16 protein-coding genes are annotated in these 14,933 nt (G+C 44.7%); 3 read left to right on the top strand and 13 right to left on the bottom strand.

Translation table 11 applies throughout. The features are described 5' to 3' along the window. Positions 1-126: 126 nt before the first annotated feature. Both FC83_RS06410 and FC83_RS06405 read right to left on the bottom strand, forming a co-directional pair. Entirely contained in the window at positions 127-969 is an 843-nt protein-coding gene (locus FC83_RS06410; RefSeq protein ID WP_035454915.1) for a hypothetical protein, read from the bottom strand. A 154-nt stretch (positions 970-1,123) separates the two neighbouring features. Further along, entirely contained in the window at positions 1,124-1,750 is a 627-nt protein-coding gene (locus FC83_RS06405; protein ID WP_035454918.1) for an NADPH-dependent F420 reductase, read from the bottom strand. Between the two features lie 204 nt (positions 1,751-1,954). Between FC83_RS06405 and FC83_RS06400 the strand changes: the two genes are divergently transcribed. Together FC83_RS06400 and FC83_RS06395 are read left to right on the top strand one after the other, a co-directional pair. After that, entirely contained in the window at positions 1,955-2,596 is a 642-nt protein-coding gene (locus FC83_RS06400) for an SDR family oxidoreductase (protein WP_035454921.1), read from the top strand. A 208-nt stretch (positions 2,597-2,804) separates the two neighbouring features. Next, on the top strand, positions 2,805-3,761 hold the full coding sequence (locus tag FC83_RS06395) for an AraC family transcriptional regulator (RefSeq protein WP_035454923.1): 957 nt from the start codon (positions 2,805-2,807) through the stop codon (positions 3,759-3,761). A 78-nt stretch (positions 3,762-3,839) separates the two neighbouring features. Here the strand turns inward: FC83_RS06395 and FC83_RS06390 are convergent, their stop codons facing one another. From FC83_RS06390 to FC83_RS06340, 11 genes are all read right to left on the bottom strand, one after another. Next, positions 3,840-4,025, bottom strand: coding sequence for a hypothetical protein (locus FC83_RS06390; protein WP_035454926.1), 186 nt, complete (start codon positions 4,023-4,025; stop codon positions 3,840-3,842). Between the two features lie 29 nt (positions 4,026-4,054). After that, the gene (locus FC83_RS06385) at positions 4,055-6,037 is read right to left on the bottom strand and encodes a glycoside hydrolase family 127 protein (protein WP_035454929.1); all 1,983 of its coding nucleotides are present in this window, start codon (positions 6,035-6,037) and stop codon (positions 4,055-4,057) included. Positions 6,038-6,070: 33 nt separating this feature from the next. Next, a complete protein-coding gene (locus FC83_RS06380) occupies positions 6,071-7,471 on the bottom strand; it encodes a glycoside-pentoside-hexuronide (GPH):cation symporter (RefSeq protein WP_052004917.1) in 1,401 nt (466 codons plus the stop codon). Between the two features lie 303 nt (positions 7,472-7,774). Continuing rightward, the gene (locus FC83_RS06375) at positions 7,775-8,887 is read right to left on the bottom strand and encodes a mandelate racemase/muconate lactonizing enzyme family protein (RefSeq protein ID WP_035454932.1); all 1,113 of its coding nucleotides are present in this window, start codon (positions 8,885-8,887) and stop codon (positions 7,775-7,777) included. Between the two features lie 311 nt (positions 8,888-9,198). Then, positions 9,199-9,858: a chloramphenicol acetyltransferase gene (locus FC83_RS06370; protein WP_035454935.1), complete on the bottom strand. Its 660-nt coding sequence runs from the start codon at positions 9,856-9,858 to the stop codon at positions 9,199-9,201. Then, the gene (locus FC83_RS06365) at positions 9,839-10,219 is read right to left on the bottom strand and encodes a GIY-YIG nuclease family protein (protein ID WP_035454938.1); all 381 of its coding nucleotides are present in this window, start codon (positions 10,217-10,219) and stop codon (positions 9,839-9,841) included. The genes FC83_RS06370 and FC83_RS06365 overlap by 20 nt, the downstream gene beginning before the upstream one ends. A 10-nt stretch (positions 10,220-10,229) precedes the next feature. Then, positions 10,230-10,931: a DUF2087 domain-containing protein gene (locus FC83_RS06360; protein WP_057002545.1), complete on the bottom strand. Its 702-nt coding sequence runs from the start codon at positions 10,929-10,931 to the stop codon at positions 10,230-10,232. Between the two features lie 72 nt (positions 10,932-11,003). Then, positions 11,004-11,603 carry a cadmium resistance transporter gene (locus FC83_RS06355; protein ID WP_035454944.1) on the bottom strand — a complete coding sequence of 200 codons (600 nt, stop codon included), beginning with the start codon at positions 11,601-11,603 and terminating at the stop codon, positions 11,004-11,006. A gap of 232 nt (positions 11,604-11,835) precedes the next feature. Beyond that, on the bottom strand, positions 11,836-12,438 hold the full coding sequence (locus FC83_RS06350) for a cadmium resistance transporter (RefSeq protein ID WP_081763157.1): 603 nt from the start codon (positions 12,436-12,438) through the stop codon (positions 11,836-11,838). Between the two features lie 177 nt (positions 12,439-12,615). Then, the gene (locus tag FC83_RS06345) at positions 12,616-13,398 is read right to left on the bottom strand and encodes an alpha/beta hydrolase (protein WP_052004915.1); all 783 of its coding nucleotides are present in this window, start codon (positions 13,396-13,398) and stop codon (positions 12,616-12,618) included. Next, a complete protein-coding gene (locus FC83_RS06340) occupies positions 13,395-14,459 on the bottom strand; it encodes an acyltransferase family protein (protein WP_057002544.1) in 1,065 nt (354 codons plus the stop codon). Before FC83_RS06340 ends, FC83_RS06345 begins: the two co-directional genes overlap by 4 nt. A 285-nt stretch (positions 14,460-14,744) precedes the next feature. Between FC83_RS06340 and FC83_RS17385 the strand changes: the two genes are divergently transcribed. Continuing rightward, positions 14,745-14,933 (top strand): transposase (locus FC83_RS17385; protein WP_236700814.1); only part of this gene is annotated, 189 nt, incomplete at its 3' end.

Genomic DNA, 14,933 nt, shown 5'->3' with positions numbered 1-14,933 from the left:
TTCCGCCTCCTTATGCGATTGTGAGATACTTCTCATTATACCGGAAGTTGTTGGGCCTCAACAAGAGGCAATAAAAACGGGCGTTATCTGTTAATGTTGCGATAACGTCCGTTATTGATGACTTGTTTATTTAACGCCGGGCAAATTCCAACCATAGACTTCAATTTGTTTCAGGGCTGGAAATGGGGAGGCATCCCCGGCTTTTTGTAAATCCTGCAAGGTGACCCAGCTGGTTTCAATGGTGGGGAATTGAAAAGTTTGAAACCCTAGGGCATCGGTGGTGTCAAAGTGCTTCACTAGGCCATTGGAAAAGGCCAGGGCCACTTGGGTCCAGTGACTGTCGTGGGGATAATCCCCCCGGAGCAACAGTTTGATTCGATCCACGGCCACAGGGCGGCCAAAATCCACCGTCAGCGCCGCATCAGTTTGTTGGTTGATACCCCAGGATTGAAAGGGATATTCCCCATGGGCTTGATTGGCCAACTTACCGTCAATACTGTTCTTGGCAAAAAACACCGACTCCCCTCTGGTTTCCACATTAGCGGAGGCGTGGGGAAAGGCGCCGGTATCGTGATATTGGTCATGGGCGTTGAAGGCTAAGTTTTGATAGCGATTCACCTCAAAGGGTTCCGCAAGCCGGACCATGAGGTAGTGACTTTTAGACCGGAAGGCCGTATCCACTTCACTAGCTAACAAATTCTCGGCAAAGGGGATCTGATATTCCCAAGTGGTCCCGGTGACATAAATCAAACTAGGGGCCAAGGTCTCATCTAATTGGACCCACAAATACTGGTTAGGTTGCGGGATCGTTACCCGGATTTTATCCCCAGCGGCCCAAGTCATGGCCTTGGTGCCAAAGGTGGCTAAGTCTTCGCCGCTGACTTTGTAGGGGGTGCGGTCATGATCTGGGGAAATCGCCCCGGATTTTAATTGACCCTGGTCGTCTAATAATTCAATGGTAATTTCCATGCCTAGTTAACTCCTTTTTACTAAAATATTTCTATTTAAGAAATTATATTTCTTTTTACATACTCCAGTATACGAGTTTGCCCAGGTCTTGCAAGCGTTTTTTTTACTAAAAAACGTCCTGCTAGCTAAACTAGCAGGACATCGATTTTATGATTTAAGCTTGTTTCAGGGCGGCAATCAATTCTGCCCGATTGGCCCGAATGGTATAAGCTGGCGTACCATTTTGGAAGCGGAAGCCTTCGGACAAAGGCCCGGCATCATAAACGTCAAAACCTAATTTATCAATTAAGTCACTGACCGTCTTTTTAGCCGCCGCATCATTGCCAGCGATGGGCAACGTCCGGCGATCTTCATTGCCCGCCGAATGGGAAGTGGTGATGATATCCCGGGCATAGATGGAATTAAATGCTTTAACCACCTTAGATTCTGGTAAGTGGGCTTGGAGCAACTCACTGGTGGTGGTACTGTGGTCGTCTAAAGCGGCGATATTGCCATCACGGGCGGGGTAATAGTTCATGGTATCAATGACCACTTTCCCCTTTAAGGGTTCAACGGGAACAGCTTCATAGTTCTTCAAGGGGATGGTAACCACGACAATATCCCCTTGGGCCGCCGCGTCTTTGGCCCAAGCCGCCGTGGCATGGGCGCCTAATTCCGTGACGGTTTCTTTTAGGGTTTCAGGGTCTCTAGAATTACTCATAATCACATCATAACCATGGGTGGTCAACAAACGGGCCAAGTTGCGCCCCACGTTGCCAGCGCCAATAAATCCAATTTTCATAAACGTACGTCCTCTCCTAATACATATTTGAGTTCCGTTCTTTACGAAGAAGCTAGTTAGATGGCTTCTAACCTAAATTTTACAACCTTGAAGCAGTGAATTCAATTGATGGCCCTTTTAACTGAGCAGAATGACTTGCATATTGTAAAGAGAAGCCTTACAGTTAAGGCGTAAAGAAAATCAATTCGTTCTGGGGGAATTTTAATGACAAATGTGTTAATCTTAGGTGCCAATGGTCAAATCGCCAGACAAGTGATCGCCCAACTAAAAAGCAGCAAGGCCGCTATGAAATTAACTTTATTCCTGCGCAATGCTGACCGTATCAAAGATATTGCACCTGCTGATAGCACGATTATCGATGGGGATACCACCGATACCGATGCGTTGAAAAAAGCCATGAAAGGCCAAGATGTGGTTTATGCCAATCTAGCCGGCAGTAATATTGAAGCCCAGGCTAAAGATGTGGTCAGTGTCATGGACGCTCTACGCATCAAACGCCTGATCTGGATTTCCACCCTGGGTATTTATGATGAAGTACCTGGGAAGTTTGGCGAGTGGAATAACAAGACGTTAGGCAGTTATATTCAAAATTATGCCGCTGCTGCCCAAGTTATTGAACACTCGGACTTGGATTACACCCTAGTTCGGCCCGCTTGGTTGACCAACAAAGATGAAATTGATTACGAAACCACCGAAAAAAGTGAAGAATTTAAAGGAACCGAAGTTTCTCGTAAAAGTGTGGCCAATTTTGTGGTACACTTGATACAGGAACCAAACCTCGAAGTAAAACATTCAGTTGGGGTGAATAAACCGAATACTGATGGTGATAAACCGGCTTGGTATTAATCCGCGTTTCAATTTTTATTATCACCGTACTTATTACTTATGGAGTGGTAGTAATCTCTCCACTCCGAGATTTCCTCCTCAAATCCCCTAATAAAGCAGTCATGGGTCCAAAGTATACTTGGATACTGTGGCTGTTTTTCGTTGTCTTTAGTTATGATACAATATTGTTAACGCTATCACACCATCTGATCGTAACGGAGCTGAGCTTATGGATCATTACAGTTTTCCCTTATCCGAGCCCTTTTTATTTTACAAAGGCGGCGAATTTTCCACCGACATCCCCTGGCAACATAATCCCATGTATCGCCACGGCGACTACGAAATCATCATTTGTTTAAAGGGCACCATGCACCTACATATTGAAGCTGAGAACATCATTTTAAACTCTGGTGATATTTTATTGGTGCCACCGTTTATGCACTTTGGCGGCACCCAGCTTTCTAAACAACCAGTGGACTTTTTTTGGTTGCACTTTTTTGCCCGAAAGACGCCCACAGTGCTCTCAAAGTCCCAGTTTGAAACGGAGATCATCACTCCCCTACGAACGACCACCGGCCCTAAAGTCATCACCCATAAAGTTATTATTCCCTTGCAGTTTAAGGCCCAAAGTATTGAAAAATTATTAATTTTGGTTCGGCAAATCCTAGATTATAACGACACGCCTAGCTACGTGGCCCAAGAACCGGATTACCTGATTACCGCCCTACTGTTAGAACTCAGCAATCAGTTTATTTACAGCATCATGGGCGTGCGGGCCCCGGAAAAGATGGGGCGGGTGAAAGAATGGATCCGGGCTCATATGTCCGAAGACATCACCGTCAAGGACGTGGCCGAAGCCATGGAACTCAATCCCGATTACCTCACCCGGGTCTTCAAACGGGAAGTTGGTCTGACCGTGGCTCAATATATCATGAAGCTGAAATTAGAAACCGCCAAAGCCCTCTTACTCCACAGTAATTTGACCATTAAGCAAATCGCCGGTTTCTCCTATTTCATGGACGATAAAAATTTTATGCGCCAGTTCAAACACCACACCGGCCTCACCCCCAGCGCTTATCGCAATGCTTATACCCATGTCCATTTGAATAACCCCCAAATTGATCCTAAAATTCCCATTCCTAAACAACTGGAAGATGCTTTGGACAAAGACGATCAATGGCATTAACATACAAATAGACCACCCAACTGGCGTCATGGACTAGTTGGGTGGTCTATTCAATTCGTATAGGGTTGTATCTTTAAATTAGCTTCGGTGATCTAAGTTGATGGTCAAATAGATTAGAACGACGAGTATACCGGCAACAATCAAAGTAATGGGGTTGCTGACTAGATGATGATGGGCGACAGCTACCGCTAATACAATGAGCAGTACCTGTAAGCACCAAGCCACAATGGATTGGCCACCCCATTTTTTTGTTAAAATTCGCATATTTCAACACCTCCGGTCATGCTAAAACACTAATCTTGATAATGTTGCCAAACTGCCATCTGACCATTCTCACGATTGGCCCAAGCATAATAAGGTACCATGGTTAAAGTTGTAGCTTCCCAATTCATAGGCGCTTGTTGAATTGGTTGATACAATTCAGCGTTTTCAGATTCTACGGCTACTTTTTGAGCCGGTAATTTCACGATCGTGACACCGTCTAACAATTGGCTTTCAAATTGCGTGGTGGCCACAGATTGATTGTTCAAGCGATAAGCCCAAAGTGGGGTTTGGTTGTCAGCCGATTCTGCGGCATAGACTAATGGGCCCCGTTGGACCGCAACTTTGCCGAAGTCAGCTTCAACCCGATTGCTAGACCGCATCAACGTCACTTGCATATCTAAGGTTAAATCAATGGTCAAAGTTGGCCCCGTGACTGGGATATAGACAATGCCATTGACCAATTGCGCTTTGATTGCTTCACCATTGACACTGAGTTGATAATTGTTTTGGGACCAATTAGGGATGCGAATCCCAAACTTGAAGTTACTGCGGTTAGGATTTTGAATCTCATAATGAATAGCCCCATCCCAAGGGAAATTGTTGGTTTGATCCACGGTGATTTCTTGATCAAAGGTGGCATGGTTGGCGATAAATTGATGGGATAAAATCGTATCATCTTCAATAGCATAAAGGTATTGATCCACCGAGGCAATCAAGCGGGCCACGTTACTAGGGCAGCAAGCACAGCCAAACCAATCAGCACGGCGGGTCAAAATATGGGATTTGCCTGGATTGCCTTTTGAAGCGGCTGGGTCAGCTTCCAGAGGATTCACATAGAAGAAATGCTTGCCATCTAGAGAAATCCCACTCAAAGCACCATTGAACAATTCTTTTTCTAAGATATCGCTATATTCACCTTTGGCTTCTAAGTTCAACATTTGTCTGGCGAAGAAAGCCATCCCCACCGAGGCACAGGTTTCACCATACATGGTGTCATTAGGCAGGTCATAATCATAGGTGAAGGCTTCTCCAGTAGTGGTGGAACCAATGTTACCGGTAATATACATCCGCCGCTTAACGATGTCGTTCCAGAACCGGTGGCAGGCGGTCAATAAGGCTTGATCCCCAGTTAAGCGGGCCACATAGGCCATGCCGGTACAAAGATAGACGACCCGAACAGCGTGACCATCAGCAGTCTTTTGGTCCACGATTGGTTCGGCAGCTTGGTAATAATTTCTTGGGAAGTCCCGCATTCCTGGAATCAAATCCCGGTCAGCCCCAAGGCCGTCAGCTTTTAATTGTTTTTCGAAAAAGGCTGGATCCTGACCCCGTTGTTGCAAGAAGTAATGGGCCAGTTTCAAGAAGCGTTCTTCATGGGTAGCTTCATATAAGCGGGATAAGGCCAGTTCAATTTCGGGATGGCCATCGTAGCCCGGAATTTTGCCGGGTTCTAAGCCGAAGTTAGCACCGATACAATCCGCCATTTTTTCAGCAATTTCTAAGGCCTTGCCGTTACCGGTAGCTTGGTAATAAGCCACGCCGGCTTCAATGTAATGGCCCATGGTGTAAAGTTCATGGGATTGTTGCAGGCGTTTGAACTTGCGGTCAGGCATGTCAATTTGGAATTCCGTGGATAAATAACCATCGGGATCTTGGGCTTCAGCAATCAAATCTACTAAATTATCTGTAATTTTTTTCAAATCTGGATTGGGATGGTAACTAAAACTATAGGCGGCAGCTTCTAGCCACTTATAAACATCCGTGTCTTGGAAGGGAAACCCAAAATGGTGCCCTTTCATTTTACCAGCGGCAATTTTCAGATTAGCCACCGCATGACTATTCTTAGTTTGGCCGTTATTTTGCGGATCATCGGCAATGTTGATATCAGCTTCATCGTTCATGACTTGCCATTGGTACGGTAACACTTCTTTGACGATCAACTCCCGGTAATGTTTCCAGAAGTCAGAAGTTATTTCAACTTGATTTAAATCAAGATTGGTTTTGACTTGCATAAATTGCCACGCTTCTTTCTTTAAAAATAATTGTTATTTAGCTTCAGCTTCAACGGCTTCGGCGGCATGAATTTTGGCTAAATCCCGACGGACAATTGGTTCGTGTTTTTCCCATTTGCGATAGAATACCATCAAGATGATACTGAAGGCATAAATGATAATTGGTAACCAAACAAAGGCAAACCGGATCCCAGTTAAACTGCTGGCACTTTGGGTCTTGGCACCGGCTACGAAGCCGAAGCCTTTGAGGATTTGGGCGGGGATGAAGGAACCAAACCCAGAACCCATTTGGATACAGAAGGAGGCGCCGATAGCGGTTAAGAAACCGTTAGCCCGGATACCGTTCTTCCATTCGCCATAGTCCACAGTGTCACCCACCATGCCGAAGAACATGGTACAAGCACTCCCGGAACCGATACAAGCGATACACCAGCCCACTAACATAGCCGTCACATTCGTGCCCGCAAAACCGATAATGGCTTGGCCCACACAGGTGAGAACTAGCATAAAGACGGTGGTGCCCCATTTTTTCATAAATTTCACGAATAGTGGCACCGAGGCCATCCCGATGACTTGAATGATCGAGAAACCATTGAATAGGGAAATATAGCTTTCATGTCCCATGTTGTACTGGAAGAAATAAGCTAACGTGGAGTTCCGGACCATAAAGGCGGTCCAGTAAATCAAGTTGGCCCCGACAATCAAAATCCAAGGCCAGTTACTTTTAGCAGCTTTCAAACTTTCTCGAATGGTAATGACTTCATTTTTTTCAATGTTCTTTTCCCGCATATCGAAAAAGGCAATTAATAGTAAAATCAAGGCAACAATGGCATAAATTCCAACGGCTAGGGACCAACCTCTTTGTTTGTTGGCACCGCCTAATACATTGGCAAGCGGAATAATGAAAGTAACAGCGAAGAAATTACCTACGTTCCCACCGACTAACCGGATGGAGTTGGCTAAGGTCCGGTCATCGGGGTTAGAAGTTAAGTTTGGCAAAACTGAAGTAATTGGTGTAGACATGGCTGTATAAGACAGGTCAGCTAAGATGTACATCACCCCGGCATAGATCAATTTGGCCGTGCCCGTCAAACCAGGTGTCGTAAATAGCAACCAAACGAATACGGCAAATGGTAAGGACATCCATAAGAACCAAGGCCGGCTTTTCCCATATTTACTGTGGGTATGGTCGATCAAAAAGCCCATGGTCGGTGCCCCAATGGCATCAAAGACCCGCCCTACTAATAGCAAAGTCCCGGCAGTACCGACAGTCATGCCAAAGACATTGGTGAAGAAGTAAAGCATGTAACTGGAGATAATACAGTACAGCAGGTTCCCAGACATATCCGTAAAGGCATAGGTGACTTTACGGTGGAATGGCAAATGGTCATCCCGACTTAAAATTGCTTGTGCAGAAGCAGCGTTGCTATCCATGGTTTCTGCATCCGCATGATGTAAATCGACGCTCATGATGAATCCCCCTTAATTTTTTTGTAAGCGTATTAGTTTTATTAACAATTGAATTGTAAGCCCTTACGATGAACTGGAAAATATCCCATCAGGTATGTTTGGTAGCAAAATCCGACATTAATCCTAATAAATTTAGCTTATATATCAGTTGTATCCATACATAGGTTGTATTTTCAACATATTTGGTGTTCAAAGTCGACTACAGTGGCAAACAAAAAGACAAATGTCGTTTTCTGAATTTCAGAATGACATTTGTCTGGCTATTTTTTATAAAATTTTTGACAAATATGTACTATCCGCTACCAAGTCAAGCCCCAGTCCTGGTGCTCTGGGCAAGGTAATTTGCCCATTTCCAGAGATGATACCACCCGTAAACGGCGGTGCCGTGATGTAATCCAAGCCATCTAAATCAATGTATTTCACATTCTTAAGACCAGCACTTAAGCAAGCCGCCATAGTCAAGGCAACGTTGACTTCAGCGGTACAGCCAAACAAACAATTCGCGTGATGTTCAGCCGCAAAATTGGCAATTTTAATAGCTTCCAAGGGGCCGCCGCATTTGATCAACTTAATGTTGATCATATCAGCATAACCCCCAAGAATAATTTGTTGGGCATCCGTGAAACCAAACACAGCTTCATCGGCTACGATGGGAATTGAACTGTTCTGACGCAATTTGCGCAGGGCTTCTAATTGACCTACTGGCACTGGTTGTTCAATAAATGCCAGCTTGAAGGTTGCTTGTTGCAACCGCTTCATCGCTGTTACAGCTGCCGCATAAGACCACGTCTGATTGGGGTCAATGCGAAGGGTCACATCTTCTGGTAATAAATCTTGAATACTTAAAATCCGGTCGATTTCAGAAGGTGCATCACTAACTTTATATTTGATGTGTTTGTACCCAGCAGCAATAACGCGTTGGGTGGCTGCTTTGGTGGCCGCAGTGTCCATAATACTGATAGTCGTATCATCAGCAAGTGTCATGCTTGTCCCTGGCAATTTAAGATAGGACCGCATAGCCAGTTGCTGTGCTCGGGCTATTGCATCTACCAATGCCGTTTCAATGCCATATCGGGCCGCGTGATAAGTTGGTTCATGGGTGATTTTTTGTAAAGCTACGGCTACCTCTAGACCTTTTAATTCAACAGCCCAATTTTGGGCATAGGTTGCCATCGTTGCCAAATTTTCGCCAGTTAACTTCACATTTTCAGCGGCTTCACCATAACCAACGGTGCCATCGGTATAACCAACGGTGCCATCGGTCAACTCTAATTGGAAAATTAAGCTATGTAAATCTGTTGACGTTCGAATGTTGGTAATTAAGGGTCTGATCAGCGGCATTTGCAGTTTAAATATTCGCAGTTCCTTTATTTTTGGCATCAATTTTCCCCACAATCTTTTAAAAAATACACGATTACTAATGTCATAGCATATTTTCAAGATAATGTAACCTGTAACTTCAAAGAATAACAGCTTATGTCCAACAAGCTCACATCTGTTAATTTTGTAGACTTCAAAATTAATGTTGTCTCAACTCTTTTAAATAATAAGATCGTTCAAAATTAGTAATACAAAAAAAGTCCCTTAGATAACACCAGAAAAATTTGTATTTTCTCTAAGGTGCAACTAAGGGACTGTTACATTGACTTTATAAAGTGGAATCAATTAAGTTCCAAATCCAGAAATAACCTTTACTCAAGCCAGTTCTCAGGTTTATCTAAATTAGCCTGTAGCTTTTCAAAAAAACGGCTCACATGATGCCCATCGGCGACGGCATGGTGGATAGTAAAGGATAGTGGCATCAGGCGGGTGCCGGCGGGGGTCACCTGGTATTGCCCGGCTTCAATCACCGGCAAGAAGTTGGGCAAGCCGTTGAAACTTAGGGGTGTATAACTGCTGAAGTGTAAGTTCGGGATCATGTTGATCATATAGGCATTTTCCGGTTGATCAGGTTTAATGACAGGGCCGTGTTGAGTTTGGTAAGTGGTTCGGTCAGCCAGGTAATTTTGATAGAAGGTGTCAATATTGGCGCTGTAGGCCGTCCACATTCCCGATATCGTGTCATTATCTGCATGATAGATAGAATAGGCCGGGGTTAGATTGTCGAAATGATACAGTTGATCATCGGTTTGACCCACCATAAATTCCGGCTGTTCACTGAGCAAACGGGTGATGAGCTGCAGATATACCGGGAAAAAGCGCCAGTGCTTGGCTTTAACCGCTGCATAAGTTTTGGTAATGTCCACATTGACCGTGACGTTGAAGCCGGTGGGCATCATTTTGGTGAAATAATAAAAGTAATCCCGCCGCGGCCAAGTGGTTGGGTCAATCCTATTTTTCTTCAGGGTCATTTAAAAGCTCCTTAGGTGGCGTGTTGTAGCCGCGAGGGCCAAAGGGTTGTAACTTGGCAAACCACTTTTGCTTCAGAGACTTGAGTTCGGCCCGCATATTAAGGACGTCATCGGTCTTTTTCTGCCATAACACGTCGAATTCAAAAGCGGCTTCCCCATACTTATCCCAATCAGCTTGTAAGGCGGATTGGCCATAAAAATGATTATTCAGATTCAGCTTGTAAAAGACCCAACGATTCTTAGTATTGGGCACGGCATCAATATAAATTTTATGATTAACGGTATTGGTTATTTGAATCACACCGTAATAGGTCGGTTGTACTTTATAGGCCTGAATGATGGCCTTACGATCTTGTTTCATAGCAATCCTCCTAAAAAATGCGCCAATACGTGTGATTATCCGTGGTCCGGGCTAGAAAGCCGTAATCGATCAAATAGCGGCGCAGCGTGACGTAATCGGTAGCAATGGCTTTTAGTTTCGCATCCAGCTGGGCTTGCGGGTACTTGGTATCGAAGTCAAATTCGGCACGAATACGATAAAGTAAAGCAATTATCTTTTTTTGACCCTTGGGCAGACGCTTCAGGATCAATTGTGGGGTTGAAAAATCAAGATATTGCTGGGTCAGCTTGATATATTCTTGGGGAGTCAGCTTAAACCGGGCGTCCTTGGTATCTGTGCCTGGGGGCATGGGTAACAAATCCGTCCCCGTTTTCGTCCCAAAAACAGCTTGGTATTGGGCTAAGTATAGCTGGGCTTGTTTGGCCTTTTCTCGAAAAGTAAACTTTTGATGGCGAATGGTGGAATCACTGACTTGTTGCTGGGTGGCAATATCTTTATCCTTCAAACCTTGGCTAAAAGCTTGTAAAAGGGTCTGCTGGGTTGGCGTTAACATATTATATTTGCTATCGGCGGCTAACAGCGCCGTTAAAGCGCCGCCGTGTTTCATTTCTAAATGGCTGGTCAGTGCTGGTTGTTGGGTAAAAGCTGCTTGACAGTAGTTACAAATCAGCAGGTCCCCTACCTGGCGATACCCTTGCCCTAGTTCTGCCAGGGTCAATGTGGTTGGATCCATGACTTCACCTCCAAAAAAAGTATACGTTTGTTGACGAATACTGTCAACAAAATTGTTTACTGACATTAGGTGCTATTTAAAAATAATCAGCAAGCCTAAGACGATAAAGATGATTGGGATGACAATCTGCTTATATTTGACCAGCTTTGCTTTCACAAGTGGGAAACTGGCTAGTTTAAGGCCTAAGTAACACCAAAGTGCGATCATCAGGGCAAAAACAACCGTGGTGATCACTAACTGTCCTGGGGAATATTTACTGAACAAGGGTAAATAAACACCAATATTGTCAGCCCCATTGGCAACCGTCAGCAGTGACACATTTAAAATCCGAGGGCTGATAATGGTTGCCAACCTGCCCTGTTTTTGCTGGGCTGGTGGGGTTGTTAGTTGGGATTGCTTTTGTGTTTTATGGCCAGCAAACCAGGTTCTCACCCCAAGTAAAATCGGCACGATTCCCAGCCAATTCAAGGGGGCCGTGGTGATAAAACGCAAACTATAGGTAGCTACTATACTGACACCCAGTAATGATCCTATCCCTAAATATTGGCCGATAATGACATCCCGGCGCTTCATCGTTTGATTCACTTGAGAAAATAAAATGGTCAGCACAAAAATATCATCAAGATTCGTGCTGACAAAGGCCAGCACACTGGTAACAACGGTTGTTATCATGTTGGTCTCCTTATAAAATAAAAAAGGCCTATGCACACCAAAAACTCGTGTGTATAGGCTTACTATTCCAGTTCTAACAACGAAATCTCGAAGTTGACTTAAATACTAATGCTAGTATAAACTGCCCCCGCCCTATACGGTTGCATTTATCATAACATATTCCTAACGAAGCTGAACTACTTTTAAAACTTAGCGCTGAAGCAGCCGCAAACTTAGGCCGGTGGTCGCTTGGTCAGTCAAAAAGAACCGACAAACCTAAGGCGATAAATATAATTGGAATGACAATGTGCTTATATTTAACTAACTTTGCCCTAACCAATGGGAAACTAGCCAGTCTATAGCCGGCGTAACACCACATGCCAATCATCACGGCAAAAATAACCGTGGTGATCGCCAACCCCCCTGGGGAATATTCGCTAAACAAAGGCACGTAAACGCCAATATTGTTGGCGCCGTTGCCGACGGTTATCAGATACACGCTTAAAATTTGGGGTCGGATAATTTTTGTTAGCCAGCCCTTTGTTTGAACGGTCGATGGTGTTTTTAATTGGGGCTGCTTTTGCGTTTTTTTAGCATCAAACCAAGTTTTTATCCCCAAAAAAATTGGCACGATCCCCAATAAATTCAAGTGGGCCATGTTAATAAAATGCAACCCAAAAGTAGCCAAGATACTGATGCCAAACAGTGAGAAGACCCCTAAGTATTGGCCGATAACGACATCACTGCGCTTCATTTTATGATCGACCTGGGAAAATAACAGGGTCAGCACAAAGACATCATCAATATTCGTGCTGGCAAAGGCCACCACGCTGGTAATAATCGTCGCTATCATCATTCGGCCCCCCTTTTTTTAAATAAAAAAAGCCTTTGCACTCAAAAAAACTGTGCATGGGCTTATAAATGCCAGTTCCAACCACGAAAGCTTGCAACTGACTTTCTGATTAATTTTACAAACTGCCCGTCCTGTGCGGTGGCTTTATCATAACACACGTACCATCAAAATAACGGGCTTTTAGAACTTATCAATACGAAATAAAAAGTCACTAATGATCAAATCCACTCGGCCATTTTCATGGAGCAGGCTGTGATACACGGTCAAGGGACTGCCTTCGACGATTTGTTCTTGGTAGCGGGCTACATAGGGTCGCACGATATCCCCCAAGGCCAGGTCTTGTTGCAACGGCACGCCGCCATCGGTACCAGCATGCCAGATGTCCCCGGCAATATTGAGAACTTGCAGGTTCTTGGGCAGGTATTTGCCTTTATGAGCATCCCCGGGAAAAGTCGTGGCAATATTCACAAATTTAACCGTAGTGGGGACGTCACTGTTGCGCAGCTTGGGATTGGTCAAGTAATCAAAGACAATATTGCCCCCGGTGGAATGGCCCACCAGATTGACCTGGGTGATGTGGTACTTGGTTTTCAAAGCCTTTAACACCCCTTGGAGCTGCTGGGCTTGTTTATGTTCATGGCGATTGTCCTTGAATAAAACCTGCACCATAGGATTGTTAGCAGCGACTTTGGCTTTTTGGTCAAAGGTCACCTGGCCATCTTTGGCCACGTGGGCCACTAAGGCTTTGGTGGCGATGCCTTGGTGATTCAAGCGATAAATCATGCCGCCAAAGGAGATCCAGTTGCCCCGATAACCCGGGACAAACACCGTGGCGGTCTTTGACTGGGGAACTTGAATATCATCTGTATAACTCATTTGGTGGGACTGCCAAATTGGCAATAATATCAGCAATGCTACTAACAGCACGCCTAGAAATCTGAGAAATTTATGTTTTTTTGTCATGCAAATACTTTCTTGGCTAGTTTGATTTTTAGAAACTGACGCACAACCCCGTCGATACATGAGGATAGCAGTAATGATACCACCAATACCCCTAATAATTCCAGCAATAATGGCCCGACCTGGTGGGTATTTAATAATTGGCCTTGAGCGTTATATTGGTCAAAGATTAAAATCACCAAGGGGTGGCAGAAGTAGAGGGTGTAGGCCCGGCCGGCTAAGTAGTGCCACCAGGCTTTGGTGGCCGGCCAGCGGTGGATCAAATGTTGGCCGATAATGTAGAGACTCAAAAAAATTAAAAAGGCGTAGATACTGCGGAGGATCATGTCGGGGATATACCATTGGCTATTGTGGCTGAGTTGGGTGGCCACCCAGCTGTAAAAGCCAAAATAGCCCACCACTAAGACGCTGAGAATCCCTTGGCGTTTTTTACGTTGGACCCACTGTACCGGTTGGGCGTGGCGGGCCCAAAATATGCCGATGATGAATAATATCCCCCACCAACTGGTGGGTAATAGGAACAAAAAGCTATTGAGTGCTCCTTTGATGTGCCCAATCTGGATGAGCCAGGTGGTGAGGATGGGACTGAGGGCAAAAATCACCACCGTTGTCCGGGGGTAAAAGCGCACGGCTCGAAATGAAGCGCCAAAAGCGATGTATAAATAAATTAATAACACCATGAAATACAGGTGAAACCAACCATCCCCGGTGAATAAGTGCCAGCCTAAGTTATGCCATAGGACAAAGCTTGTTGGCGTTTGGCCGTGGCTGGCTAGACTGGCGCCGCGATATATCAGGGTCCACAGTAAATAGGGAATAAATAATCTGGTGGCCGCCCGCCGCCATAATTGGGTATATTTAGGCAGACGGCGCTTATGGCGGTAGGCCAGGCTATTGGTACAACCGGACAGGATAATGAATATCAAAATCCCCGCACTGGCCAAAAGATCCCCATAAAAGGCCACGGGGTTATGGGCCACGGCGTTGGCGAAGACATGGACCACCACCACTAAAACCGCCGCCATGAAGCGCACGAAATCTAAGTTGTCATCCCAATGTCGCACTTGGCCCACCTCCCCCTATCAATACTTCAAAGCATAACCTAAGATATTTCTGGCGTAAATCTATTTTGACAATCTTTAAGAATTCGTCATAAGTTATTTTGTGCATCTGGGATTTAATGATAAGCTATGTTTACCTGAATTATTCACTCATAATAAAATAAAAGACGTAACTCCTTGAGTTACGCCGCATTATCTATGTACACCGCCGCACCTTATGGGTGCGACGGAAATGGTTTCTCTATGGTATTATTTAATCGACTAAAAGAAAATAATAGGAGAAACCATATGTACAATTTACGGCATAATACGCTTAAAAGCAACACTGATATCACTATTGATAACGCAGGCAGTGAAGTATCTTCCAACACCGGTCTGCTGCTGTTCTCTGAACACCTTTACCAAAGGGGTTTTACAGACGGGATCAAGGCAACACTTAAATTCAAGGAACTCAAAATTTACAGGAAATACCCAGAA

It is taken from the genome of Agrilactobacillus composti DSM 18527 = JCM 14202 (assembly GCF_001436375.1).
Taxonomy (GTDB): domain Bacteria; phylum Bacillota; class Bacilli; order Lactobacillales; family Lactobacillaceae; genus Agrilactobacillus; species Agrilactobacillus composti.
The sequence above is the reverse complement of the archived record's forward strand: the minus strand, read 5'-3'. Positions and strand labels throughout refer to the sequence as shown.

Excerpts from the sequence above, each read along its gene's own strand:
- FC83_RS06405 (WP_035454918.1), bottom strand. The coding sequence starts at position 1,750 with ATGAAAATTGGATTTATTGGCGCTGGCAACGTGGGGCGCAACTTGGCC.
- FC83_RS06370 (WP_035454935.1), bottom strand. The coding sequence starts at position 9,858 with ATGACCCTGAAGAAAAATAGGATTGACCCAACCACTTGGCCGCGGCGG.
- FC83_RS06380 (WP_052004917.1), bottom strand. The coding sequence starts at position 7,471 with ATGGATAGCAACGCTGCTTCTGCACAAGCAATTTTAAGTCGGGATGAC.
- FC83_RS06355 (WP_035454944.1), bottom strand. The coding sequence starts at position 11,603 with ATGATAACAACCGTTGTTACCAGTGTGCTGGCCTTTGTCAGCACGAAT.
- FC83_RS06410 (WP_035454915.1), bottom strand. The coding sequence starts at position 969 with ATGGAAATTACCATTGAATTATTAGACGACCAGGGTCAATTAAAATCC.
- FC83_RS06345 (WP_052004915.1), bottom strand. The coding sequence starts at position 13,398 with ATGACAAAAAAACATAAATTTCTCAGATTTCTAGGCGTGCTGTTAGTA.
- FC83_RS06360 (WP_057002545.1), bottom strand. The coding sequence starts at position 10,931 with ATGGATCCAACCACATTGACCCTGGCAGAACTAGGGCAAGGGTATCGC.
- FC83_RS06350 (WP_081763157.1), bottom strand. The coding sequence starts at position 12,438 with ATGATGATAGCGACGATTATTACCAGCGTGGTGGCCTTTGCCAGCACG.
- FC83_RS06390 (WP_035454926.1), bottom strand. The coding sequence starts at position 4,025 with ATGCGAATTTTAACAAAAAAATGGGGTGGCCAATCCATTGTGGCTTGG.
- FC83_RS06400 (WP_035454921.1), top strand. The coding sequence starts at position 1,955 with ATGACAAATGTGTTAATCTTAGGTGCCAATGGTCAAATCGCCAGACAA.
- FC83_RS06375 (WP_035454932.1), bottom strand. The coding sequence starts at position 8,887 with ATGCCAAAAATAAAGGAACTGCGAATATTTAAACTGCAAATGCCGCTG.
- FC83_RS06395 (WP_035454923.1), top strand. The coding sequence starts at position 2,805 with ATGGATCATTACAGTTTTCCCTTATCCGAGCCCTTTTTATTTTACAAA.
- FC83_RS06385 (WP_035454929.1), bottom strand. The coding sequence starts at position 6,037 with ATGCAAGTCAAAACCAATCTTGATTTAAATCAAGTTGAAATAACTTCT.
- FC83_RS06365 (WP_035454938.1), bottom strand. The coding sequence starts at position 10,219 with ATGAAACAAGATCGTAAGGCCATCATTCAGGCCTATAAAGTACAACCG.